A 22319-nucleotide genomic window follows, 5' to 3' on the forward strand; every position below is an offset into this window, starting at 1 on the left:
CCGGCGCCCGCTCCGGGTTCAGCGGTACTTTTTTTCATTCCTTCGGGTGCGGGACCCATCCGCCTTGCTTCCGGTCCCGAATGACCGGTGTGAGCGAAGATCGGAAAGTGCCGGAACCAGAGACCCGTCAGCGGGGCGGTCCGTCGGCGCGCCTGCTGCACCGCGGCCTGGGCGCGCTCAGCGGGCTGATCGCGGGTTTCGCCGCGCTCGCCGTGGCGGAGCTCGCCGCGGCGGCGGTGCGCCCCGAGGCCGGACCCCTGACGGCGGTGGGCAGCGCGTTCATCGACCGCACTCCCCCGTGGCTGAAGGACTTCGCCGTACGGAACTTCGGCACCGACGACAAGCTGGTGCTCCAGCTCGGGATCCTGGTCGTACTGGCGCTCTTCGCCATGGCGGTCGGCGTGTTCGCGCTGCGGCACCGGCGGGCGGGGTCCGCGGCGGTCCTGGTCTTCGGCGCGATCGGCGCGGTGGCGGCGGTCGGCCGTCCCGGCGGCGGCCCCGTCGACGCCGTGCCCTCGGTGGTGGGCGCGCTGGTGGCCTGCGGGGTGCTGTACCTGCTGGCCGGCAGGCTCGCGCTCCGTCCGTCCCGCGCGGCCGGCGGGACGGACGGCACCTTCGACCGGCGCGGTTTCGTGATCACCGCGACGGCGGCGGCGGTGGCCTCGGCCGGGGCGGGCGCCCTCGGACTCCGGCTGGGCGCGTCCGGGTCGGCCGGCGCCGTGGCCTCACGCAAGGGCGTCGTCCTGCCGCCCCCGGCCTCCCCGGCCCGTCCCGTACCGGCGGGGGCCGACCTCAGGATCCGCGGCCTCGGCCCGTTCACGACGCCCAACAAGGACTTCTACCGGGTGGACACCGCGCTGGTGGTGCCGCAGGTGGATGCCAGGAGCTGGCGGCTGAGGATCCACGGCGAGGGGGTCGCCCGGCCCCTCACCGTCGGTTTCGACGACCTGCTCCGGCGCGAACTGATCGAGCGGGACATCACGCTGACCTGCGTGTCCAACGAGGTGGGCGGCCCGTACGTGGGCAACGCCCGCTGGATCGGCGTACGCCTGGCGGACCTGCTGCGCGAGGCCGGGGTGCGGCCGCCCTCGAAGGGCGGGCCCGCCGACCAGCTCGTGGCCCGCTCGGTGGACGGCATGACCATCGGCTCCCCGGTCGAGACGGTCATGGACGGCCGGGACGCGTTGCTGGCCGTCGGGATGAACGGCGAGCCGCTCCCCTTCGACCACGGCTTCCCGGTCCGGATGGTGGTGCCGGGGCTGTACGGCTACGTATCGGCCTGCAAGTGGCTCCAGGACCTGGAGCTGACCACGTTCGACGCCTACGACGCCTACTGGGTGAAGCGGAGCTGGTCACAGCGGGCGCCGATCAAGACCGAGTCGCGCATCGACACCCCCCGCCCCTTCGCGAGCCCGAAGCCCGGCAAGGTGCCGGTCGCCGGGGTCGCCTGGGCCCAGCACCGGGGCATCGCCCGGGTGGAGGTACGGGTCGACGGCGGCCCCTGGCACCCGGCGCGGCTGGCGGCCCAGGACACCCGGGACACCTGGCGCCAGTGGGTGTGGGAGTGGCCCGCGACCACCGGCAGCCACACCCTTGAGGTCCGCGCCACCGACCAGGACGGCTACACCCAGACGGGCAAGCGCGTCGGCACCGTCCCCGACGGGGCGACGGGCTGGCACTCGGTGGTCGTCTCGGTCACCTGACCGTCCCGGATCCTTCCGGTCCCGGATCCCGCCGCCGGGCGATCACAGAACCATACAAACCGACCAACTCCCCCGTATCCCTACCCACCCCTGCCCATCTGTCCGTGCCCGCATCCGGCGAGCACGTCCTTCCCTAGGAGACACTCATGAACGCCACCCGCTTCCAGCGCGCCGCCCTCGCCCTCGTCGGCGCCGCCGTACTGCCGCTCGCCCTCACCGCCTGCTCCGGCGACGACAGCAAGGACACCAAGGGCTCGTCCTCGGCGTCCGAAGCCGCCCCGGAGACGGCGGACACCCCGGCGGACAACGCGGCGGGCTCGGGCGACCAGCCCTTCGGCTCGGCGTGTGCCTCGGTGCCGAAGAGCGGCGCGGGCTCCTTCGACGGCATGGCGAAGGACCCGGTGGCGACCGCCGCGTCGAACAACCCCGACCTCTCCACCCTGGTCAGCGCGGTGAAGGAGGCCGGTCTGGTCGACACCCTGAACAATGCCGAGGACATCACCGTCTTCGCGCCGACCAACGAGGCCTTCGCCAAGATCCCGAAGGCCGACCTGGACAAGGTCCTCGCCGACAAGGCCACGCTGACCAAGATCCTCACGTACCACGTCGTGGGCGAGAAGCTCCCCCCGAAGTCGCTGGAGAGCGGCACCTTCCCGACGCTGGAGAAGTCCACGCTGACCACGGCCGGTTCGGACACGTCCTACCAGGTCAACGACTCGGCGGAGGTCGTCTGCGGCAACGTCCCGACCGCCAACGCCACCGTCTACCTCATCGACACGGTCCTGATGCCGAAGATGTGACCCGGTCTCCGTCACCCGGCGGACAGGCCGCGGGCCCGCGCTCCCAGGGGAGTGCGGGCCCGCGGTGGTCCGCTGTCAGCCGACCGAGCTGTACGCCACCACACCGCGCCGTACCGCGTCGATCGCCTTGCGGGCGTTCTTCGCGACCGTGCTGTTCTCGCGGGGGGCCGCCGCCGCGATCTGGCCGAGGACATCGATGACCTGCTTGCACCAGCGTACGAAGTCACCGGCCGGCATCTCCGCCTCGCGCAGCACCTCGTCAAGTCCCTTGCCGGAGGCCCACAGGTGGACCGGCCAGGCGAAGCCCAGGTCCGGCTCGCGCTGGCCCACGCCTTCCGTCTGGCTGATCTTCAGGTCCTCCTCCAGGGCGTCGAGCCGGCCCCAGATCCGGACCATCTCGCCCAGCGCGGTCTTCGCGGCGCCCCCCGGGAGCTTCGGCGCCACCGCGTCGTCGGCCTGCCGGGCCTCGAAGACCAGCGCCGAGACACAGGCGGCCAGTTCGGCCGGGGAGAGCCCCTCCCACACCCGGTCCCGCAGGCATTCGCTGGCGAGGAGGTCCAGCTCGCCGTAGAGCCTGGCCAGCCGCTTGCCGTGCTCGGTGACCTCGTCGCCGCGGAGATAGTCCAGCTCGGTCAGGAGCGCGACGATCCGGTCGAAGGTGCGGGCGATGGTGTTCGTCCGCCCCTCGATCCTGCGCTCCAGTTGGCGGGTGTCCCGCTGCAGCCGGTGGTAGCGCTCGGCCCAGCGGGCGTGGTCCTCACGCTCGTCGCAGCCATGACAGGGGTGGGCGCGCAGCGCCGTACGGAGCCGGGAGATCTCCCGGTCGTCGGCGGCCGCCGCCCGCTGCTTGCGGTGCCGCTCGGGAACGATGTGCCCGGCCTTCGTGCGCAGCGCGGACGCCAGATCGCGGCGCGACTGCGGTGAGCGCGCATTGAACGACTTGGGGATCCGCATCCGCTCCAGCGCCTCCACGGCCACCGGGAAGTCCATCGCGCCCAGCCGCTTGACCTGCCGCTCGGCGGTCAGGACGAGCGGACGGGGGCCCTCCTGGTAGTCGTAGCCGCGGTGGCCGTTGGCCCGTCCCGCGGGCAGCCCCGGCTCCAGCACGAGCGCGAGGCCGGCGAACTTGCCCGTCGGCACATGGATCACGTCGCCCGGCTTGAGCCGCTCCAGGGAGGAGGCCGCGGCGGCCCTGCGCTGTGCCGCGCCCTGCTTGGCCAGCTCCGTCTCGCGGTCCTTGAGGTCGCGGCGCATCCGCGCGTACTCCTCGAAGTCCCCGAGATGGCAGGTCATGCCCGCCCGGTACCCGTCGAGGCCCTCCTCGTTGCGCTGGACCTGCCGGGAGATGCCGACGACCGACCGGTCGGCCTGGAACTGGGCGAAGGAGGTCTCCAGCAGCTCGCGCGAGCGGTGCCGGCCGAACTGCTGCACGAGGTTGACGGCCATGTTGTACGAGGGGCGGAAGCTGGAGCGCAGCGGATACGTACGGGTCCCGGCGAGCCCGGCGAGCGCGCCCGGGTCCATGCCGCGCTGCCAGAGCACCACGGCGTGGCCCTCGACGTCGATGCCCCGGCGCCCGGCCCGCCCGGTGAGCTGGGTGTACTCGCCGGGGGTGATGTCGGCGTGCTGCTCGCCGTTCCACTTGACGAGCTTCTCCAGGACCACGGACCTGGCCGGCATGTTGATGCCGAGGGCCAGGGTCTCCGTCGCGAAGACCGCCTTGACCAGACCACGGACGAACAGCTCCTCCACGATCTCCTTGAAGGTGGGCAGCATGCCCGCGTGGTGCGCGGCGATGCCTCGCTCCAGGCCCTCCAGGAACTCGTAGTAGCCGAGGACGTGCAGGTCCTCGCCGGGGATGGCGGCCGTACGCTCCTCGACGATCTCCCTGACCCGGCGGCGCGCCTCGTCGGTGTTGAGCCGCAGGCCGGCGTAGAGGCACTGCTGGACGGCGGCCTCGCAGCCGGCCCGGCTGAAGATGAAGGTGATCGCGGGGAGCAGCCCCTCGGCGTCCAGCCGCTCGATGACCTCGGGCCGGCCCGGTGTCCAGATGCGGCTGCGCTGGCGGCGCTCGCGCTCCCGGTCCGCCTCGCGGACCATCTTGCCGCGCCGGCGGTCACGGGGGTTGTACGTGCGCTGGTTCTCCATCCGGGCCAGCCGGACGAGGTCCGGGCTGACCTCGCGCTTGGCGACGCCCCGGCCGCCGTGGTCGGTCTCCTCCTCGAAGAGGTCGTACATCCGGCGGCCGGCCATCACGTGCTGCCACAGCGGCACGGGCCGCTGCTCGGAGACGATCACTTCGGTGTCGCCCCGGACGGTGTCCAGCCAGTCGCCGAACTCCTCGGCGTTGGAGACGGTCGCGGAGAGCGAGACCAGGGTGACGGAGGCGGGGAGGTGGATGATCACCTCTTCCCAGACGGCGCCGCGGAACCGGTCGGAGAGGTAGTGGACCTCGTCCATCACCACATAGCCGAGCCCGAGCAGCGCCTGGGAGCTCGCGTAGAGCATGTTGCGCAGGACCTCGGTGGTCATGACGACCACCGGCGCGTCCGCGTTCACACTGTTGTCACCGGTGAGCAGGCCGACCTTGTCGGCGCCGTACCGCTTCGCGAGGTCGGCGTACTTCTGGTTGGAGAGCGCCTTGATCGGGGTCGTGTAGAAGCACTTGCGGCCCTCGGCCAGGGCGAGGTGCACGGCGAACTCGCCGACGATCGTCTTGCCGGAGCCGGTGGGGGCCGCGACGAGCACGCCCTTCCCGGCCTCCAGGGCCTGGCAGGCTTCGGTCTGGAAGGGGTCCAGGCCGAATTCGTACATCTCGCGGAAGGGCGCGAGCGCCGTGGCCCGGTCGGCGGCGCGGATCCGGGCAGCGGCGTAGCGCTCGGCAGGTGAGAGGTCCTCTGTCATCTTGCGGTCGAGCCTACCCGCCCCCTCTGACAGTCAGCCCGATCTTTAATCGTCCTTGGGCGGTACCGCTCCGTCGCGGGGGCGGCACCGCTCCGCCGGCACCGGTCAGGTGACGTCGTCGAACCCGTTCACCCGGTTGTTCCGGTTGCCGTCCGACTGCTCCGGGAGCGCGCGCCGCGTCGACACGGATTCGATCTCACCGATGTCGGACGGCGTCAGGTCCAGGTCCGACGCCTCGTCGTCGCCGGGGCCGTCTTCCTCGCGCAGCTGCTTACGGCGGTCGTTGATCAGCGAGATCCCCGTGGCGAAGAAGTACAGCACCCAGATCGGTACGGCCAGGGCGAGCATGCTGAGCGGGTCGGTGCTGGGGGTGGCGACCGCCGCGAAGATCGTGATGCCGAGGATCATGCCGCGCCACCAGCCGAGCATCCGCTTGCCGCTGATCACTCCGCCGAGGTTGAGCATCACGAGGAGGAGCGGCAGTTCGAAGGCGAGGCCGAAGACGACCACCATGCGGGTGATCAGGTCGAGCAGATCGTCGAGCGGGAGCTGGTTGTCCAGGTCGGCGGGCGAGAACTCCAGGAGGACCCTCGCCATGGTGGGCAGCGTCTTGTACGCGAAGAAGCCACCCATCAGGAAGAGCGGGAAGCCCGCGGCGACGAAGCCGAGGGAGTACTTCTTCTCGTTCCTGTGGAGCCCCGGCGCGATGAACGCCCAGAGCTGGTAGAGCCAGACCGGCGAGGAGAGCACGACACCGGCCATCAGGGAGACCTTGAGGGCGAGGGTGAAGGGCGTGATCAGGCCGTTGAGGACGATCCGCGCACAGGTGCCGTCCTCCCGCTGGGCGAGGTCGGCGAAGCTCGCGGAGCACCCGACGGACTGCAGCACCGGGTTCGTGAAGAACTCGATGATCTCCTTGTAGGAGAAAGCCGCGACGATGGTCACGATGACGATCCCGATGAGCGCCTTGACGAGCCGGTTACGCAGCTCGCGCAGATGCTCGACCAGAGGCATCCGCCCCTCGGGGTCCGTCTCCTTCTTGCGGGCGGACTTCAGCAACCCACGTCCTCATCTCGTGCGGCGGGCCGCCCCTCGTGGCAGTGCCCGCTAGGTACCAGACGGCAGGCCCTGGGGCCCAGGTGGTGTCAGCGCTTGGTCGAGTCCGTCGGCTCGTTCACCGGGCGCGCGCTCGTCACGTCGCCGGGGGAAGCCTGGATCGTGCGCGGCACGGTCTGGTCCTGCGGGGCGTCGTTCGGCGGATCGGCCGGGGCGGTCTGCTGTCCCTCGGACTTCATCGCCTTGGCCTCGCTCTTGAGGATGCGGGCCGACTTGCCCAGCGAACGCGCCATGTCGGGAAGCTTCTTCGCGCCGAACAGGAGGATGACGACGACGAGGATGAGGATGATCTCGGGGGCACCGATCTTTCCGAACAGCATAAGTCTTTACCTTCTCACCGAGGCGGCACGGAACGGGCCTGCGTGGATAGGCCGGACTTGTGTCCGACAAGTTGCCCAGCGATCGTAACGCGCGGGGGTGAACACAGAGCAATCCCCGTGCGTACTTCCAGCACGTGGCCCGCGCCTCGCTGCCCGGGCCACGTGGTGCAGCGTACCTCTCCGGAACCGCCCTGAGCAGGGGGCGTGTGAACGGGGGCCCGTCGCCGGGGGCCGTCTACCGCAGTGCGTCGCCGGTGGCGGCGAGCCGGGTCGCGGCCCGTTCCAGGTCCTCGGCGGCGAGGTTGATCCGCTCCGTGGTGACGGCGACCTGGCGGGCGAGCCGCTGGGCTTCGAGGAAGACCCGGACGGCCAGGACGCCGAGAACGGCGATCCCGAGGAACCCCAGGGCGACGGCGATCATGGGCCAGAGCATGTGACTAGACCGTCCCGGGGAGTTCCTGGAGCGTGGAGTGCAGGCGCATCGTCCGTACCCCGCCGCCCGTGAGGAGTTCGACGATGCGTTCACCGGCGGGCTTGCGGACCGGGGCCTCGCACTCGGGGCAGACGAAGGAGTAGAAGGTGGTGCGCCGGCTGGCCCCGATCGCCAGGCGCAGCGCGCCCGCCGACAGTTCGAAGGCGGCACGGCACTCGGGGCAGGCCGCCCTGAAGAGGACCGGGACCACCGCCGAAAAACCGGACGACCCAGACATTGCCGACATATTTCCGTTTCTCCTTGTCCTCGTTGCCGTTGCCGTTGCCGTTGCCATTGTGGTTGTCGTTGTAGTTGTTCTCAGTCCTGCGCTTCCGCCCGTTCGGTCGCCGGCCGGGCAGGGCTCAGTCGTGGAGGTCGTACGCCGCCAGCGCCTCGGCCGCGGCCCGCCGCGCGCTGTCCGCCAGCTCCGGCGGGGAGACGATCCGCCCGTCACCGCCGAGCCGGAGCGCGAGCCGTCGCAGCGAGGCGGGCACCGGGGTCCGCAGGGTGATGCGCAGTCCGCCGTCGGGCAGTTCCACCGCGCTGTCGTGCGGGTAGTACTCGGCGACCCACCGGCCGCCGGGGCCCACCTCGACGATCACCTCGGGATCCTCGGCCGACGGCTGTACGAGCCCCTCGGAGAGGTCCCGCAGCTCCAGCTCCGGCGGCGCGGCCGGGGCGTCGAGCAGCCGGATCTCGGCCACCCGGTCGAGCCGGAACGTACGCCGCGCCTCGGAGAGCCGGCACCAGGCCTCCATGTAGGTGTGGCCCACGGCGAAGAGCCGGATCGGGTCGACCTCGCGCTCCGTCAGCTCGTCACGGGCCGGTGAGTAGTAGCGCAGCCAGAGCCGGCGCCGCTCGGAGATGGCCCGGTCGACCTCCGCGAAGACCCCGCCCTCGGACTCGAAGGTCACCGAGAGCCGGGAGCTGGCGCCCGCCGCCTCACCGGCCGCGGCCTCCAGCTTGGCGGTGGCGCGCAGCAGCGCCTGCCGGTCGCCCTCGCGCAGCCCCGGCAGGGTGGCGACCGCGCGGGCCGCGACGAGCAGCGCGGTCGCCTCGTCGGCGGCGAGCCGCAGCGGCTCGGCGACATCGTCCGGGTTGTGCCACCAGATGCGGTCGCCGTCGGTGTCGATGTCCAGCAGGTCCCCGCCGCGGAAGCTCGTCCCGCACATGGGCAGGACGTCGAGATCGGAGATCAGCTCATCCTCGCTGATCCCGAACGCGCGGGCCACGTCCCCGACATGGGCGCCGGGGCGCTCCCGCAGGTAGGTCACCAGCGAGAGCATCCGCCGGGTCTGGTCGATCGCGTTGGCTGCCACGGTGTGTCCCCCTCAGTCCTTGGCCACGGCGCGCAGCCGGTCCAGGACGTCGGCCCGCAGATCCGCGGGCTCCAGTACGACCACGTCCGGACCGAACTCCACCAGCCAGGCGTCCAGGCCGTGTCCGTACGGGATCTCCAGCTCGTCCCAGCCGTCGGCCAGCCGCCGGGTGGCCAGGGCCCGGGAGCGCAGCGGGTATCCGCACCCGGCGCGCAGTCTGATCAGCGCGGAGCGGGTCGCGGTCTCCCCCGCCCAGCTCTCCACGGTCTCGCGGACGGTGACCGCGTCGGGTACGGGCGCGGTGAACGTGCCGACGCGCGAGCGGACCCGGCCGGTGATCCGGGAGAGCCGGAAGACCCGCTCGGCGCCGCGGTCGCGGTCCCAGCCGGCCAGGTACCAGTGACCGCGCCAGCACTCCAGCGTCCAGGGCTCGACCTGGCGCTGTTCGGCGCGGGCGGCGTTGGCCTTGCGGTAGTCGAAGGAGACGGGGCGCCGGTCGCGGCAGGCGAGCATCAGCGGCTCGAAGGCGGCCTCGTGGACGGGGATACGGGGTTCGAGGGCGCCGTGGTGGGCCTCGTAGCTGTCCTCGGCCTCGGGCATCCCGGCGGCGCGCAGCTTCTGGAGGGCGCCGCTCGCCGCGCCGGCGAGGCGCGCCTGCTGCCAGACCTTGGCGGCGAGCCCGAGGGCCGCGGCCTCCTCGGCGTCGAGGGTGATCGGGGGCAGCCGGTTGCTGTCGCGGCGGGCCAGGTAACCGGTCTCGCCGTCGAGGTTCTCCACCGTCTCGATGACCAGGCCGAGTTCGCGGAGGTCGTCCTTGTCCCGCTCGAACATCCGGTTGAAGGCGTCGTCCGTGCCGGCTTCCAGGTACGCCTCGATGGAGCCGCGCAGCTCGCGCTTGCTCAGCGGCCGCCGGGTCCCGAGCAGACACAGCGCCAGATTCATCAGCCGCTCGGCCTTGGCAATGGCCATCGACGCCTCGCACCCCTCGTTGATCGTGCCGCCTCCGCCCGCTGACCGTACCGTCCCGGGGTGTCGCGGCAAAGCCGAGGGTCCGTGCCGTACGGCACGGACCCTCGGTGGTACGCCTCGGAGCGGGACGTCAGACGGAGACGAGGTCGCAGACGAAGATCAGCGTCTCGCCCGGGCCGATGCGGCCGCCCGCGCCGCGGTCACCGTACGCGAGGTGCGGCGGGATGGTGAGCTGGCGGCGTCCGCCGACCTTCATGCCCTGCACACCCTGGTCCCAGCCGGCGATGACCTGACCGGCACCGAGCGTGAACGGAAGCGGACCGCCGCGGTTCCAGGAGGAGTCGAACTCCTCGCCGGTGGAGAAGGCCACACCGACGTAGTGGACCTGGACGTTGGCGCCTGCCGCCGCGACCGGCCCGTCACCCTCCCAGATGTCCTTGATCTCCAGGTCGGCCGGCGGCTCGCCGCCCGGGAAGTCGATCTCGGGCTTCTCGATGCTCACGTGAAACTGCTCCTCAAAATGATGAACGGTGCAACCGGGACAGTCTTACACCTTCGCGAGGATGTCCACGGCGAAGACCAGTGTGGAGTTCTTCGGGATCCCCTGCTGCTCCTGGTCCCCGAATGCCTCGGCCGGCGGGATCACGATCAGGACCCTGCTGCCCACCTTCTTGTCGACGATGCCCGTCTTGAGACCCTTCAGCGTGAGCTGCGGCAGCGGGAAGGTCGTGGTGCGGCCGGTCTTGTACGTGCTGTCGAACTGCTTGGCGTCCTTCCAGAGGTACGCCGAGTAGTTGAGCACGACGGTGTCGCTCTCCTTGACGACGTCGCCCGTGCTCTCCAGCACATAGTTGGAGACGAGCTTCTTCGGCGGGTCGGTCCCCTTCGGGATGGTGACCTTCGGCTCCTTGCCGTCGTCGTTGGTGCCGACCTGCGGCAGCGCCTTGTCGTCCTGCGGGACCACGGTGCCCTTGGCGGAGGCGGGGACCTTGGTGGCCTTCACGATGTCGACGACGAAGACCAGCGTGGAGTTGGGCTTGATCTCGCCCTGGCCCTGGGCTCCGTAACCCAGCTCCGGGGGGATCCCCAACTCGACGCGGCTGCCGACCTTCTGGCCTTCGAGGCCCTGGTCCCAGCCCTTGATGACCATGCCGGCGCCGAGGGTCAGGTCGAACGGCTGCTTCCGGTCGAAGCTGTTGTCGAAGGGCTTGGTCGAGTCCCAGCTCTGCCCCAGGTAGTTGACCTGGATCGCGTCGCCCTTCTCGACCTTCGCGCCGTCGCCCTCGCTGAGGACGTCGACCGTGAGCTTCTTCGGCGGGTCCCCCTCCCCCTTGTCGAGGGTCGGCTTCTCCCCGAACTTGGCGCCCTCGGTGACGGCGGGGAGCCCGTTCTTGGACGAGGTGGATTCGGAGCCTCCGTCGCCACCGCAGGCCACTGTCGACAACAGCAGCAAGGGGACGACGATCAGGCCGGCAAGTCGGCGCACGTGTTCCTCAGATCTCAGACGGCACAGTAGCTGCCCACTGTAGGGCGTGAGAGGGGCCCCGTACGCGCTACGTACGGGGCCCCTGGCCGCATTCCACCTATGCGTGTCAGCTACCGGTTGACTTGGGCGCTCACATACCGGCGATGAGCTTTTCCACCCGTTCGTCCACCGAACGGAACGGGTCTTTGCAGAGCACCGTGCGCTGCGCCTGGTCATTGAGCTTGAGATGGACCCAGTCGACCGTGAAGTCCCTGCGCTGCTCCTGTGCGCGGCGGATGAAATCGCCGCGCAGCCGGGCCCTGGTGGTCTGCGGAGGCACGGACTTGCCTTCGAAGATCTTCATGTCGTTGCAGATCCGGGCGGCCTGGCCCTTCTTCTCCAGCAGGTAGTAGAGCCCGCGGCGACGGTGGATGTCGTGGTAGGCGAGGTCTATCTGCGCGACCCGGGGATGCGACATGGTCATGTTGTGCTTGGCCCGGTACCTCTCGATGAGCTGGTACTTCATGACCCAGTCGATCTCCGTGGCGATCCGGTCGAGGTCCTCGGCCTCGATCGCGTCGAGCGTACGGCCCCACAGTTCGAGGACCTGTTCCACGGTGCCGGTGCGGATGCCGCGGCGGTCCACGAAGTCCACGGCCTTCTCGTAGTACTCCCGCTGGACCTCCAGGGCGGAGGCCTCCCGGCCGCTCGCCAGGCGCACCTTGCGCTGGCCGGTGAGGTCATGGCTGACCTCGCGGATCGCCCGGATCGGGTTCTCCAGGGTGAGGTCGCGCATCACCGTGCCCGCCTCGATCATGCGCAGGACGAGATCGGTGGCGCCGACCTTGAGCAGCATGGTCGTCTCGGACATGTTGGAGTCGCCGACGATGACGTGGAGCCTGCGGTAGCGCTCCGCGTCGGCGTGCGGCTCGTCCCGGGTATTGATGATCGGACGGGAGCGGGTCGTCGCGGAGCTGACGCCCTCCCAGATGTGCTCCGCGCGCTGGCTGACGCAGTAGACGGCACCCCGCGGGGTCTGGAGCACCTTGCCCGCGCCGCACAGGAGCTGCCGGGTGACGAGGAAGGGGATGAGAATGTCCGCGAGCCGGGAGAACTCCCCGTGGCGGGCTACGAGGTAATTCTCGTGGCAACCGTAGGAGTTTCCCGCCGAGTCGGTGTTGTTCTTGAAGAGATAGACGTCGCCCGCGATTCCCTCCTCGTGCAGGCGGCGTTCGGCGTCGACGAGCAGGCCCTCGAGAATGCGCTCGCCGGCCTTGTCATGCGTGACCAGTTCGGTCACGTTGTCGCATTCGGGTGTCGCGTATTCCGGATGCGATCCCACGTCGAGGTAGAGGCGGGCGCCGTTCCGCAGGAAGACATTGCTGCTGCGGCCCCATGACACAACACGGCGGAAGAGGTAGCGCGCCACTTCGTCAGGTGACAGTCGGCGCTGTCCCCTGAACGTGCACGTGACGCCGTACTCGTTCTCCAGCCCGAAAATGCGGCGGTCCATGTCTGAACATTACGCCTGATGACCTGAGCTGAAACCGGGTTCGACCGCACCGCTCGGATCATTTTCCGTCCGTACGGCGTCCTCGGGCGCACCGCCGGGAACTGCGAGGACCCGCCCTGTGGCCAGCAGGACCAGCAGGGCGCAGGCTCCGGCGGCCCCCGCCACCCCGAAGCTCGCGGACGTACCGCCGATCTCGACGACCGGGCCCGCCGCGGCCGTTCCGAGCGCGGCGCCGACGCCGAAGGTCGTCACGAGCCAGGAGAACGCCTCGGTGACGGTGCCGCGCGGCGCGTGCCGGTCCACGACGACGAAGGCGCAGGCGAGCGCGGGCGCGAGGAAGACACCGGCGAGGGCGGCGAGCGCGGTCATCGCGAGGATGCCCGGGGTGAGCATCAGCGGCAGGTAGCAGAGGGCCAGCAGGGCGGTGATGGCGAGCAGCCGGCGCTCGGGGGTGCCGGTCCACCGCCGGGCGCCGTACGCGAGTCCGCCCACCAGCGCGCCCAGGCCCAGGGCGGCCATGAGCCAGCCGTAGACGGACTCGCGGCCCTGGTCGTCGGCGTACGCGACCCCCGCGACCGTGATGGAGCCGAGGGCCATCCCGATGAAGAGGAACGCGCCCAGCAGGGCGAGCAGCCCCGGGGAGCGCAGGGCGCCGAGCCAGTGCGCCTCGCGGGGCACGGAGCGCCAGGCCCGGGAGGGCGCGGACAGGACGACGGAGAGCGCGCCGAGCACCCCGATCGCGTTGATGACGAGCAGCGCGACGGCCGGGGACCAGAGCGCGACCAGCAGGGTGACGAGCAGCGGGCCGACCGTGAACATGACCTCCTGGGCGACCGCGTCCATCGCGTACGCCCGGCGCACCCGCTCCTCGCCGCCCAGGACGCTGGGCCACAGCGCCCGCAGCCCGCCCTCCAGGGGCGGGGTGAACAGCCCGGCGACCGCCACGGCGGTGTACGCGAGGACCGAACCGCCGTCACTGATGTCCGCGACGACGAGGAGGACGGCCCCCAGGGCCGACACGAGGGCGGCGGGGAGCTGGATGCGGGGCTGGCCGTGGAGGTCCACGGCGCGCCCGAGGAGGGGCTGCCCCACGGCGTTGCCGATGGCGTAGACGGCCGCGAGGGCCCCGGCGAGGCTGTAGCTGCCGCCGCCCGCCCGGACGAGCAGGACGATCGCGAGGGGGGCCGTGGCGTTCGGCAGCCGTCCCACGAGTGTGCCGGTGAGCAGCCGCGCGGCGTGCGGCGCCCTGATGATGTCTGCGTACCCGGTGGCTCCCGCGGCCATGGCCCGCCTCTCTCTCCGAGTTTCACGTGTTACGTATAACTGGCTGGCTCATAAGTAGCATGTGCGCAGTGCGCGGGTCTACCGCGATTCCCGCCCGCGTCGGAGAACGGCTGTCATGACAGAGCACTCGGCCAGGCCCACGAGCAGGGACGTGGCCCGGGCAGCGGGCGTCTCCCAGGCCACCGTCTCGCTGGTCCTCGGCGACAAGTGGCGGGGCAGGGTCTCGGAGCGGACCGCCGGGCTTGTCAGGGACGCCGCCCGCACGCTCGGCTACCGCCCCAACCTCGCCGCCCGCAATCTGCGGCTGGGGACGACCAGGACGGCGCTCCTGGTGGTACCCGCGCTGACCGACGAGTTCTTCGCCCGGGTCTACACCGGCGCGGCCGAGATCGCCGCCGAGCACGGCTTCGGGGTGGTCCTGTACCCGTCGCCCGAGGGGGTGGGACCGGCCAGGGACCCGTTCGCCTCGGCGCGGGCCGCGCTGGACGGGGTGATCGCCTCGTCGATGGCGACCGCCGCGCTCGACGCGATCAGCGGCACGGACGGCGCGGATCTGCCACTGGTGATGCTCGACAGCGATCCGGCGGCGCCGGGAGCCGCCGCCCGGGTGAACGTGGACATCGCGGGGGGCATGCGCGGGGTGACGGAGCACCTCCTCGGCCTCGGCCACCGGCGGCTGCTCCATCTCGCCTCGGCAGTCGACTCCTGGACCTTCCGGGTACGGGCCGAGGCCGTGGCGGCTGCGGTGCGGAAGGTCCCGGGCGCGGCCGTACGGTCGGTTCACGCGCCCCTGGAGGTCGACGCGGGGCGGGCGGCCGCGGAGCGCGCCCTCGCGGCGCCGGGGGCCCGTCCCACGGCCCTGGTCTGCGACGGCGACGTGCTGGCCGCGGGGGCCTGCAAGGCGGTACGGCGGCTGGGGCTGCGCGTCCCCGAGGACATCTCCGTCACCGGTTTCGACGATCTGGCCCTGGCGCGGGCGGTGGAGCCGGAGCTGACCACCGTACGGCTGCCCGCGGAGCAGGTGGGGCGGCGCGGCATGGCGGCGCTGCTGAGCGTCCTGGAGGGGCGGCGGCCGGAGACCGGCGAGCTGCCGGTCACGCTGATCGTCCGGGACTCCACGGCCCCTCCGCCACCGGCCGCCGGCGGAGGCTGAGACCGCCGCGGGCGGCGGCGAAGCCTGCGACGCACCCGTGCCCCGGAGCGCGCGGGCGGTCCGGGGCACGGGCGGTGCGGCTACTTCTTGCCGGTGTCCTTCGGCTTGCCGGAGGCGTCCGGCTTGTCCGGGGCATCCGGCTTGCCGGAGGCGTCCGTGGCCGGTGTCCCGGTGTCCGCGGCGTCGTCCGCCGGGACCGGGGTCGCACCGTCGGGCTCCTCGGTGTCGGACGGCGCGTCCGTCGGGGTGGAGGCCGCTCCGTCCGCCTCCAGCAGGCGGGCGAGCTGCCGGCCGACGATCCGCTTGAACTTGCGCTGCTGCGGTCTCGTACGGTCCAGGACGGCCACTTCCAGCCGCTCGGCGGGGATCTCCCGCTCGCCGCCGTTGGTGTCCCGGGACAGCGCCTGTACGGCGAGCTTCAGCGCCTCCGCGAGCGACATGCCGTCGCGGTGCCGCTGGTCGAGGAAGGTGCTGATCTGCTCGGAGCTGCCGCCGACCGCGACCGAGCCGTGCTCGTCCACGATCGAGCCGTCGTGCGGCAGCCGGTAGATCTGGTCCCCGTCCGCCGTGGCGCCCACCTCGGCGACGACCAGCTCGACCTCGTAGGGCTTCTCGGCGGAGCTGGAGAAGATGGTGCCGAGCGTCTGGGCGTAGACGTTGGCGAGACCACGTGCCGTCACATCGTCACGGTCGTAGGTGTATCCGCGCAGGTCGGCGTAGCGGACGCCGCCGATGCGCAGGTTCTCGTACTCGTTGTACTTGCCGGCGGCGGCGAAACCGATCCGGTCGTAGATCTCGCTGAACTTGTGGAGCGCGCGGGACGGGTTCTCACCGACGAAGACAATGCCGTCGGCGTACTGGAGCACTACCAGGCTGCGACCGCGGGCGATGCCCTTGCGGGCGTACTCCGCCCGGTCGGCCATGGCCTGCTGGGGTGAGACATAGAACGGCGTCGACACCGGCTATCCGTCCCTTTCTGTCAGAGGCGTTGTGGTTCGGGAGGGCGGCGTCAGAGCAGCGCGGCACGCGGGCCGTCGGGCTGTTCGAGCCGGCGCTCCAGGATCGACCGGGCGATGTCGGCGGACTCGCCGTCGTCCAGCTTCCGGAAGCCCTCCTCGGTGATGACGGTGACGATCGGATAGATCCGGCGGGCCATGTCGGGACCGCCCGTGGCCGAGTCGTCGTCCGCCGCGTCGTACAGCGCCTGGACGACCAGGGTGCACGCCTGCTGCTCCGTCAGGTCCTCGTGGTAGAGCTTCTTCATCGCCCCGCGCGCGAACACGGAGCCGGAGCCCGTGGACGCGTAACCCGGCTCCTCGGAACGCCCGCCCGTCACGTCGTACGAGAAGATGCGGCCCTTCCCGCGGTCCACGTCCCACCCCGCGAAGAGCGGGACGACGGCCAGGCCCTGCATCGCCATCGCCAGATTGCTGCGGATCATCGTGGAGAGCCGGTTGGCCTTGCCCTCCAGCGAGAGCTGCGCCCCCTCGACCTTCTCGAAGTGCTCCAGTTCGAGCTGGAAGAGCTTGACCATCTCCACGGCGAGCCCGGCGGTGCCCGCGATGCCCACGGCCGAGTACTCGTCGGCCGGGAAGACCTTCTCGATGTCACGCTGCGCGATCATGTTGCCCATGGTCGCCCGCCGGTCACCGGCGAGGACCACACCGCCGGGGAAGCTCACCGCGACGATCGTCGTGCCGTGCGGTGCCTCGACCGTGCCCTGCAAGGGCGGCAGGACGCGCTTGCCGGGCAGCATCTCCGGCGACTGGTGGGAGAGGAAATCCATGAACGAGGACGAGCCGGGCGTCAGGAAGGCTGCCGGCAGACGCCCGGTGTTACGAGGGTTGGCTTCCACACGTTTCCTTCCGGATGGGCGGCGGCCCGCTCGGGCCGGGCCGATCTTAGATCTGTGCACGGACCTTACCCGCGCCGTCGCCGGTCATCCGCCCCGGTGCGCCCGGCTTTCGCCGGTGGCACCGGGGACGGACAACGGCGCCTACTGGCCGCCCTTTTGCACGAAGGACCGCACGAAGTCCTCGGCGTTCTCCTCCAGCACGTCGTCGATCTCGTCGAGGACGGAGTCCACGTCGTCCGACAACTTCTCCTGGCGCTCCTTGAGGTCCTCGGATGCCTGCGCTTCCTGCGCCTGCTCCTCGGTCTCCTCCGTGGAACGCGTCGCCTTCTGCTGTCCGCCGCCGGTGTCCTTGGTCGCCATAACCCTCACCCCGCTCGGTTCGCCCCGCTGGATGTGACCTTCAAGATCCGACCCTACAAGGAGGGCCGGACATCGGCCCCGCACTTTCCACAACGTCCGGGGGCCACCCTGATCATTCCCACGCCGGAACTGTTTCAGCCTCCGGACAGCACCCGGACCAGCTCCTCCGCGGTGCGGCAGCGGTCCAGCAGCTCCTTGACGTGGTTGCGCGTGCCCCGCAGCGGCTCCAGTGTGGGGACCCGCTGGAGCGAGTCACGGCCCGGCAGGTCGAAGATGACCGAATCCCACGAGGCGGCGGCCACGTCGTCCGCGTACTGCTCCAGGCAGCGGCCCCGGAAATACGCCCTGGTGTCCTCAGGAGGCTCGGTCCTGGCCCGCTCGACATCCCGGTCGTCCAGCAGGCGCCGCATCTTCCCGCGGGCCGCCAGACGGTTGTACAGGCCCTTCTCGGGACGTACGTCGGCGTACTGGAGGTCGACGAGGTGCAGCCGCGCCGCGTCCCAGTCCAGGCCGTCCCTGCGGCGGTAGCCCTCCAGGACCTCACGCTTGGTGATCCAGTCCAGCTCGCCGGAGAGGCTCATCGGATCGTTCTCCAGCCGGTTGAGCGTGTCCTCCCACCGGCCCAGGACGTCCTTGGTCTGCTCGTCGGCGTCGGCCCCGTACCGCTCCTCGACGTACTTTCTCGCCAGCTCGTAGTACTCCATCTGGAGCTGGACGGCGGTGAGTGTCCGGCCGCTGCGGAGCGTGACCAGCCGGCCGAGCGTCGGGTCGTGCGAGACCTGGTGCAGTGTACGGACCGGCTGGTCCACGGCCAGGTCGACGTTGATGAAGCCGTCCTCGATCATGGAGAGGACCAGCGCGGTGGTGCCGAGCTTGAGATAGGTGGAAATCTCCGAGAGGTTCGCGTCGCCGATGATCACATGCAGCCGGCGGTACTTCTCCGCGTCCGCGTGCGGCTCGTCCCGGGTGTTGATGATGGGGCGCTTGAGGGTCGTCTCCAGCCCCACCTCGACCTCGAAGTAGTCGGCGCGCTGGCTGATCTGGAAGCCGTGCTCGTGGCCGTCCTGGCCGATCCCGACCCGGCCGGCTCCCGTGACGACCTGCCGGGAGACGAAGAACGGCGTCAGATGGCGCACGATGTCCGAGAAGGGGGTCTCCCGCTTCATCAGGTAGTTCTCGTGCGTGCCGTAGGACGCGCCCTTGTTGTCGGTGTTGTTCTTGTACAGGTGGATGGGCTGGGCGCCGGGCAGCAGCGCCGCCCGTTCGGCGGCCTCCGCCATGATCCGCTCGCCGGCCTTGTCCCACAGGACGGCGTCCCTCGGATTGGTGATCTCGGGAGAGCTGTACTCCGGGTGGGCGTGGTCCACGTAGAGCCGGGCACCGTTCGTGAGGATCACATTGGCCAGACCGATGTCCTCGTCGGTGAGCTGGCTGGAGTCCGCCGTCTCGCGGGCGAGGTCGAAGCCACGGGCGTCCCGGAGCGGATTCTCCTCCTCGAAGTCCCAGCGGGCGCGCCGCGCCCGGTGCATCGCCGCCGCGTAGGCGTTGACGATCTGGGACGAGGTGAGCATGGCATTGGCGTTCGGGTGGCCCGGGACGGAGATGCCGTACTCCGTCTCGATGCCCATTACTCGCCGTACGGTCATGCGGCCCTCCTTGCCCGGCGGCGCTCCCCTCCGGGAGCGGCGCTCAAGTACCGCGGTCTCTCCGGTGCGTGTGCGGTGCCCGGTCCCGCACTGCGCGACGTGGCGGTACGAACGAGCCTAGAGCCCCTCCGCGCCGACGGGGAGATCATTTTCGTCATTGGCCTGGTGTGGTGGTTGGCCCGGTGTGCGGGTGTGGTGGGAGGTGCGGGGAAAGCAGCCGGCTGCGGATGCCCTCCGAGGCATCCGCAGCCGGTCCGCGCTCTACAGGTACTGACCGGTGTTCGCCACCGTGTCGATCGAGCGTCCGGTGTCCGCGCCCTGCTTTCCGGTCACCAGGGTGCGGATGAAGACGATCCGCTCGCCCTTCTTGCCGGAGATACGGGCCCAGTCGTCCGGGTTGGTGGTGTTCGGCAGGTCCTCGTTCTCCTTGAACTCGTCCACGCACGCCTGGAGGAGATGGGAGACCCGGAGGCCCTTCTGGTTGTGGTCGAGGAAGGCCTTGATCGCCATCTTCTTGGCCCGGTCCACGATGTTCTGGATCATCGCGCCGGAGTTGAAGTCCTTGAAATAGAGGACTTCCTTGTCACCGTTGGCGTACGTGACCTCCAGGAAGCGGTTCTCCTCGGACTCCGCGTACATCTGCTCCACGACGGACTGGATCATCCCGTGGGCCGCGGCCTCCTTGGAGCCGTTGTGCTCCGAGATGTCGTCCACGTGCAGCGGCAGGGTAGCTGTCAGGTACTTGGCGAAGATGTCCTTCGCCGCCTCCGCGTCCGGACGCTCGATCTTGATCTTCACATCGAGCCGGCCGGGCCGCAGGATCGCGGGGTCGATCATGTCCTCACGGTTGGAGGCGCCGATGACGATGACGTTCTCCAGGCCCTCCACCCCGTCGATCTCGGCGAGGAGCTGCGGGACGATGGTGTTCTCCACGTCCGAGCTGACACCGGAGCCGCGGGTGCGGAAGAGGGACTCCATCTCGTCGAAGAAGACGATGACGGGGGTGCCCTCGCTCGCCTTCTCCCGGGCACGCTGGAAGACCAGGCGGATGTGGCGCTCGGTCTCACCGACGTACTTGTTGAGCAGCTCGGGACCCTTGATGTTGAGGAAATAGCTCTTCCCCGCCGGACGCCCGGTCACCTCGGCGACCTTCTTGGCGAGGGAATTGGCCACCGCCTTGGCGATCAGCGTCTTGCCGCAGCCGGGCGGGCCGTAGAGCAGGATGCCCTTCGGCGGCCTCAGCTCGTGTTCCTTGAAGAGGTCCGGGTGGAGGTAAGGAAGCTCGACGGCGTCCCTGATCATCTCGATCTGGCCGCCGAGGCCGCCGATCTTGTCGTAATCGACGTCCGGGACCTCTTCGAGGACCAGCTCCTCGACCTCGCTCTTGGGAACCACTTCATAGACATAGCCGGAGCGCGGTTCGAGCAGCAGGGCGTCGCCGGGGCGGATGGTGATGTCCAGGAGTGGCTCCGCGAGCCGCACCACCCGTTCCTCGTCGGTGTGCCCGATGACCAGGGCACGCTCGCCGTCCTCAAGGATCTCCTTGAGGGTGACGATGTCCCCGGCACGCTCGAATTCCATGGCCTCGACCACATTGAGCGCCTCGTTGAGCATGACTTCCTGGCCGCGCCGGAGCTCGTCGAGCTCGACGCCGGGACTGACATTCACCCGGAGCTTGCGGCCCCCGGTGAAAATGTCGGCCGTACCGTCCTCATTGGACTGCAGGAAGACACCGAAGCCGGCCGGCGGCTGGGCGAGCCGGTCGACCTCTTCCTTGAGGGCCACGATCTGGTCGCGGGCCTCACGCAGCGTATTGGCGAGCCGCTCGTTCTGCGCGGATACACCCGCCAGGTTCGTCTGCAACTCGACGATCCGCTCTTCGAGAATTCTCGTGTGCCGCGGAGAGTCGGCGAGCTTACGTCGCAGGACGGCGATTTCCTGCTCGAGATAGGCAACCTGGCCGGCTGGGTCTTCGGACCCCCGCCCGGGCCGGATGCCGCGGTTGATGTCGTCGTCGTGGGCTGCCACGGTCCTCACCTCCTCCAAGGGGAGCTGGACGCTTCCTGACCCTACCTGGGTGGGTGATGATTGAAACCCCTAGATCACAAAGACGGTCGGGGTGTGACCGATCTTCACCCTTGCGCTCTCCCTCACGCCAGGGGAATACCCACCCAGGAACATCGGAAAGCTGCCGGTTGTATCGTCGAAGTGTTCAACACCCGTCAGGGCTGGCGCGACTTACCCCGTCACGCGCCGTCCGGCGCGGACAAACGGCAGGAGAGATGAGCGTGCAGCAGGAGGCTCCCACCGAAGGCGTCACCGGGACCGGTGAACCGCTGGAGGTCTGGATCGACCAGGACCTGTGCACCGGCGACGGAATCTGCGCCCAGTACGCGCCGGACGTCTTCGAGCTGGACATCGACGGCCTGGCCTATGTGAAGAGCGCCGACGACGAACTGCTCCAGTCACCCGGCGCGACCACCCGCGTACCGCTGCCGCTGCTGACCGACGTGGTGGATTCGGCCAGGGAGTGTCCCGGTGACTGCATCCATGTACGCAGGGTGGCGGACCAGGTCGAGGTGTACGGCCCGGACGCGGCCTGACCGGCTCCGTCCGCCGCGGCTCCGTCCGCCGCGTCGCCGGGCGCCGCGTCGCCGGGCGCCCGGAGCGAGCGGTCAGCTACGGCGCGCTTCGGGCAGCTCGGTGCGGACGAAGGCGCCGTTCCTCCACTGCCAGGAGACCCGGTCCTCCTGGTCCGGGCAGCAGCTCGGCACGGAGGGCCCCGAGTAGCCGAAGAGCGTGGCCAGGATCACACCGTCGTGCACGGTGAGCTCGGGCCCGACGGTCCGCTTGTCCGCGGGGTCCACGAGAGTGGCCACGACGCGGGGCGCGCCCCCCTCCGCCGTACGCGTCAGCACGTACACCCCGCTCGGCGGGGTCCCCGAGCCGGCGTCGCAGCGGACCACCGCGACGGTCTCCGGGGTGCCGTCCCCGTCGAGATCCCCGGTGGCCTTCTGCGTGACCACCGTGCCCGCCGGCCCGCACTCCAGCGGGAAGTCGGCGCCTTCGGGGTCGGGGGCGGGCAGCGGTTCCGCCTTGGCGGGCCCAGCCGCCTTTCTCAGACCGTCCGGGCCGGTCTGGGACGCGGTGGCCGGCCCCGGCTGGAGCAGCCCCGCCAGCGCCATGACAGCGGCCATGGCGGTCGCCGTCGCGAGCCAGTGGATGGGGCGGGGCCGGGTGTGCGCGAGGTCCGGAGCGTCGGAGAGCTGCACGCGGGGTGTCTCCTGTGAGGCCGGTGCCGGTGAGTAACCAACGATGTGGGAGGGAGTCAGCATCGTGCCACACGTCACACGGCGACGGAACAGTGGGGTGCGCAAGAGCTCGCAGCCCAATGTGAAGATGCCGCCGCCCAGTTCCCCGTACGGAGCGGGAACCGGGCG

Annotated in this window: 21 protein-coding genes; 4 read left to right on the forward strand and 17 right to left on the reverse strand. The window is 70.4% G+C overall.

Going from position 1 to position 22319, the window contains the following annotated elements; translation table 11 throughout:
- Window positions 1-80 precede the first annotated feature (80 nt).
- Window positions 81-1703: a molybdopterin-dependent oxidoreductase gene (locus ACFTZC_RS05070; protein ID WP_382886936.1), complete on the forward strand. Its 1623-nt coding sequence runs from the start codon at window positions 81-83 to the stop codon at window positions 1701-1703.
- A 146-nt stretch (window positions 1704-1849) separates the two neighbouring features.
- A complete protein-coding gene (locus ACFTZC_RS05075; protein WP_382886938.1) occupies window positions 1850-2503 on the forward strand; it encodes a fasciclin domain-containing protein in 654 nt (217 codons plus the stop codon).
- 75 nt (window positions 2504-2578) lie between these two features.
- Here ACFTZC_RS05075 and ACFTZC_RS05080 read toward each other — a convergent pair whose 3' ends face one another.
- From ACFTZC_RS05080 to ACFTZC_RS05130, 11 genes are all read right to left on the reverse strand, one after another.
- Window positions 2579-5407, reverse strand: a complete 2829-nt coding sequence (locus ACFTZC_RS05080; RefSeq protein ID WP_382886940.1) for a DEAD/DEAH box helicase — start codon at window positions 5405-5407, stop codon at window positions 2579-2581.
- A gap of 105 nt (window positions 5408-5512) precedes the next feature.
- Complete coding sequence (gene tatC, locus ACFTZC_RS05085) at window positions 5513-6466, reverse strand: twin-arginine translocase subunit TatC (protein WP_382886942.1); 954 nt, start codon at window positions 6464-6466, stop codon at window positions 5513-5515.
- 86 nt (window positions 6467-6552) lie between these two features.
- Entirely contained in the window at window positions 6553-6840 is a 288-nt protein-coding gene (gene tatA, locus ACFTZC_RS05090) for a Sec-independent protein translocase subunit TatA (RefSeq protein WP_382887258.1), read from the reverse strand.
- 238 nt (window positions 6841-7078) lie between these two features.
- Entirely contained in the window at window positions 7079-7276 is a 198-nt protein-coding gene (locus ACFTZC_RS05095; protein ID WP_382886944.1) for a hypothetical protein, read from the reverse strand.
- Between the two features lie 4 nt (window positions 7277-7280).
- On the reverse strand, window positions 7281-7562 hold the full coding sequence (locus ACFTZC_RS05100) for a hypothetical protein (RefSeq protein WP_382886946.1): 282 nt from the start codon (window positions 7560-7562) through the stop codon (window positions 7281-7283).
- A 115-nt stretch (window positions 7563-7677) separates the two neighbouring features.
- Window positions 7678-8634 (reverse strand): helix-turn-helix transcriptional regulator, encoded by a 957-nt coding sequence (locus ACFTZC_RS05105; RefSeq protein WP_382886948.1) that lies wholly within the window; start codon window positions 8632-8634, stop codon window positions 7678-7680.
- A gap of 12 nt (window positions 8635-8646) precedes the next feature.
- Window positions 8647-9603, reverse strand: a complete 957-nt coding sequence (locus ACFTZC_RS05110; protein WP_382886950.1) for a helix-turn-helix transcriptional regulator — start codon at window positions 9601-9603, stop codon at window positions 8647-8649.
- A 130-nt stretch (window positions 9604-9733) separates the two neighbouring features.
- The gene (locus tag ACFTZC_RS05115) at window positions 9734-10105 is read right to left on the reverse strand and encodes an FKBP-type peptidyl-prolyl cis-trans isomerase (protein WP_382886952.1); all 372 of its coding nucleotides are present in this window, start codon (window positions 10103-10105) and stop codon (window positions 9734-9736) included.
- 45 nt (window positions 10106-10150) lie between these two features.
- The gene (locus tag ACFTZC_RS05120) at window positions 10151-11089 is read right to left on the reverse strand and encodes an FKBP-type peptidyl-prolyl cis-trans isomerase (RefSeq protein ID WP_382886953.1); all 939 of its coding nucleotides are present in this window, start codon (window positions 11087-11089) and stop codon (window positions 10151-10153) included.
- Window positions 11090-11219: 130 nt separating this feature from the next.
- On the reverse strand, window positions 11220-12581 hold the full coding sequence (gene pafA / locus ACFTZC_RS05125) for a Pup--protein ligase (RefSeq protein WP_382886954.1): 1362 nt from the start codon (window positions 12579-12581) through the stop codon (window positions 11220-11222).
- A gap of 9 nt (window positions 12582-12590) precedes the next feature.
- Window positions 12591-13865 carry an MFS transporter gene (locus ACFTZC_RS05130; protein WP_382886956.1) on the reverse strand — a complete coding sequence of 425 codons (1275 nt, stop codon included), beginning with the start codon at window positions 13863-13865 and terminating at the stop codon, window positions 12591-12593.
- Between the two features lie 115 nt (window positions 13866-13980).
- Here ACFTZC_RS05130 and ACFTZC_RS05135 point away from each other — a divergent pair, with 115 nt between their 5' ends.
- The gene (locus ACFTZC_RS05135) at window positions 13981-15018 is read left to right on the forward strand and encodes a LacI family DNA-binding transcriptional regulator (RefSeq protein WP_382886958.1); all 1038 of its coding nucleotides are present in this window, start codon (window positions 13981-13983) and stop codon (window positions 15016-15018) included.
- Between the two features lie 80 nt (window positions 15019-15098).
- On the opposite strand, the gene prcA is transcribed toward ACFTZC_RS05135, so the two are convergent.
- The 5 genes from prcA to arc all read right to left on the reverse strand — a co-directional run bounded on the left by prcA (window position 15099) and on the right by arc (window position 20907).
- Complete coding sequence (prcA, locus tag ACFTZC_RS05140) at window positions 15099-15977, reverse strand: proteasome subunit alpha (RefSeq protein ID WP_382886960.1); 879 nt, start codon at window positions 15975-15977, stop codon at window positions 15099-15101.
- Window positions 15978-16027: 50 nt separating this feature from the next.
- Window positions 16028-16873: a proteasome subunit beta gene (prcB, locus tag ACFTZC_RS05145; protein WP_382886962.1), complete on the reverse strand. Its 846-nt coding sequence runs from the start codon at window positions 16871-16873 to the stop codon at window positions 16028-16030.
- Window positions 16874-17014: 141 nt separating this feature from the next.
- Window positions 17015-17233, reverse strand: coding sequence for a ubiquitin-like protein Pup (locus ACFTZC_RS05150; RefSeq protein WP_030754525.1), 219 nt, complete (start codon window positions 17231-17233; stop codon window positions 17015-17017).
- A gap of 134 nt (window positions 17234-17367) precedes the next feature.
- On the reverse strand, window positions 17368-18879 hold the full coding sequence (dop, locus tag ACFTZC_RS05155) for a depupylase/deamidase Dop (protein ID WP_382886964.1): 1512 nt from the start codon (window positions 18877-18879) through the stop codon (window positions 17368-17370).
- Between the two features lie 261 nt (window positions 18880-19140).
- The gene (gene arc / locus ACFTZC_RS05160) at window positions 19141-20907 is read right to left on the reverse strand and encodes a proteasome ATPase (RefSeq protein WP_382886966.1); all 1767 of its coding nucleotides are present in this window, start codon (window positions 20905-20907) and stop codon (window positions 19141-19143) included.
- Window positions 20908-21161: 254 nt separating this feature from the next.
- On the opposite strand from arc, the gene ACFTZC_RS05165 reads away from it, so the two are divergent.
- Entirely contained in the window at window positions 21162-21482 is a 321-nt protein-coding gene (locus tag ACFTZC_RS05165; protein ID WP_365819525.1) for a ferredoxin, read from the forward strand.
- A gap of 72 nt (window positions 21483-21554) precedes the next feature.
- On the opposite strand, the gene ACFTZC_RS05170 is transcribed toward ACFTZC_RS05165, so the two are convergent.
- On the reverse strand, window positions 21555-22151 hold the full coding sequence (locus ACFTZC_RS05170; protein WP_382886969.1) for a hypothetical protein: 597 nt from the start codon (window positions 22149-22151) through the stop codon (window positions 21555-21557).
- Window positions 22152-22319: the final 168 nt, after the last annotated feature.

Origin of the sequence: Streptomyces sp. NPDC056987, assembly GCF_042673865.1 — a bacterium.
Taxonomy (GTDB): domain Bacteria; phylum Actinomycetota; class Actinomycetes; order Streptomycetales; family Streptomycetaceae; genus Streptomyces.

Excerpts from the sequence above, each read along its gene's own strand:
- ACFTZC_RS05070 (WP_382886936.1), top strand. The coding sequence starts at position 81 with ATGACCGGTGTGAGCGAAGATCGGAAAGTGCCGGAACCAGAGACCCGT.
- ACFTZC_RS05075 (WP_382886938.1), top strand. The coding sequence starts at position 1,850 with ATGAACGCCACCCGCTTCCAGCGCGCCGCCCTCGCCCTCGTCGGCGCC.
- ACFTZC_RS05080 (WP_382886940.1), bottom strand. The coding sequence starts at position 5,407 with ATGACAGAGGACCTCTCACCTGCCGAGCGCTACGCCGCTGCCCGGATC.
- ACFTZC_RS05095 (WP_382886944.1), bottom strand. The coding sequence starts at position 7,276 with ATGCTCTGGCCCATGATCGCCGTCGCCCTGGGGTTCCTCGGGATCGCC.
- ACFTZC_RS05100 (WP_382886946.1), bottom strand. The coding sequence starts at position 7,562 with ATGTCGGCAATGTCTGGGTCGTCCGGTTTTTCGGCGGTGGTCCCGGTC.
- ACFTZC_RS05110 (WP_382886950.1), bottom strand. The coding sequence starts at position 9,603 with ATGGCCATTGCCAAGGCCGAGCGGCTGATGAATCTGGCGCTGTGTCTG.
- pafA (WP_382886954.1), bottom strand. The coding sequence starts at position 12,581 with ATGGACCGCCGCATTTTCGGGCTGGAGAACGAGTACGGCGTCACGTGC.
- ACFTZC_RS05130 (WP_382886956.1), bottom strand. The coding sequence starts at position 13,865 with ATGGCCGCGGGAGCCACCGGGTACGCAGACATCATCAGGGCGCCGCAC.
- ACFTZC_RS05135 (WP_382886958.1), top strand. The coding sequence starts at position 13,981 with ATGACAGAGCACTCGGCCAGGCCCACGAGCAGGGACGTGGCCCGGGCA.
- ACFTZC_RS05150 (WP_030754525.1), bottom strand. The coding sequence starts at position 17,233 with ATGGCGACCAAGGACACCGGCGGCGGACAGCAGAAGGCGACGCGTTCC.
- dop (WP_382886964.1), bottom strand. The coding sequence starts at position 18,879 with ATGACCGTACGGCGAGTAATGGGCATCGAGACGGAGTACGGCATCTCC.
- ACFTZC_RS05165 (WP_365819525.1), top strand. The coding sequence starts at position 21,162 with ATGAGCGTGCAGCAGGAGGCTCCCACCGAAGGCGTCACCGGGACCGGT.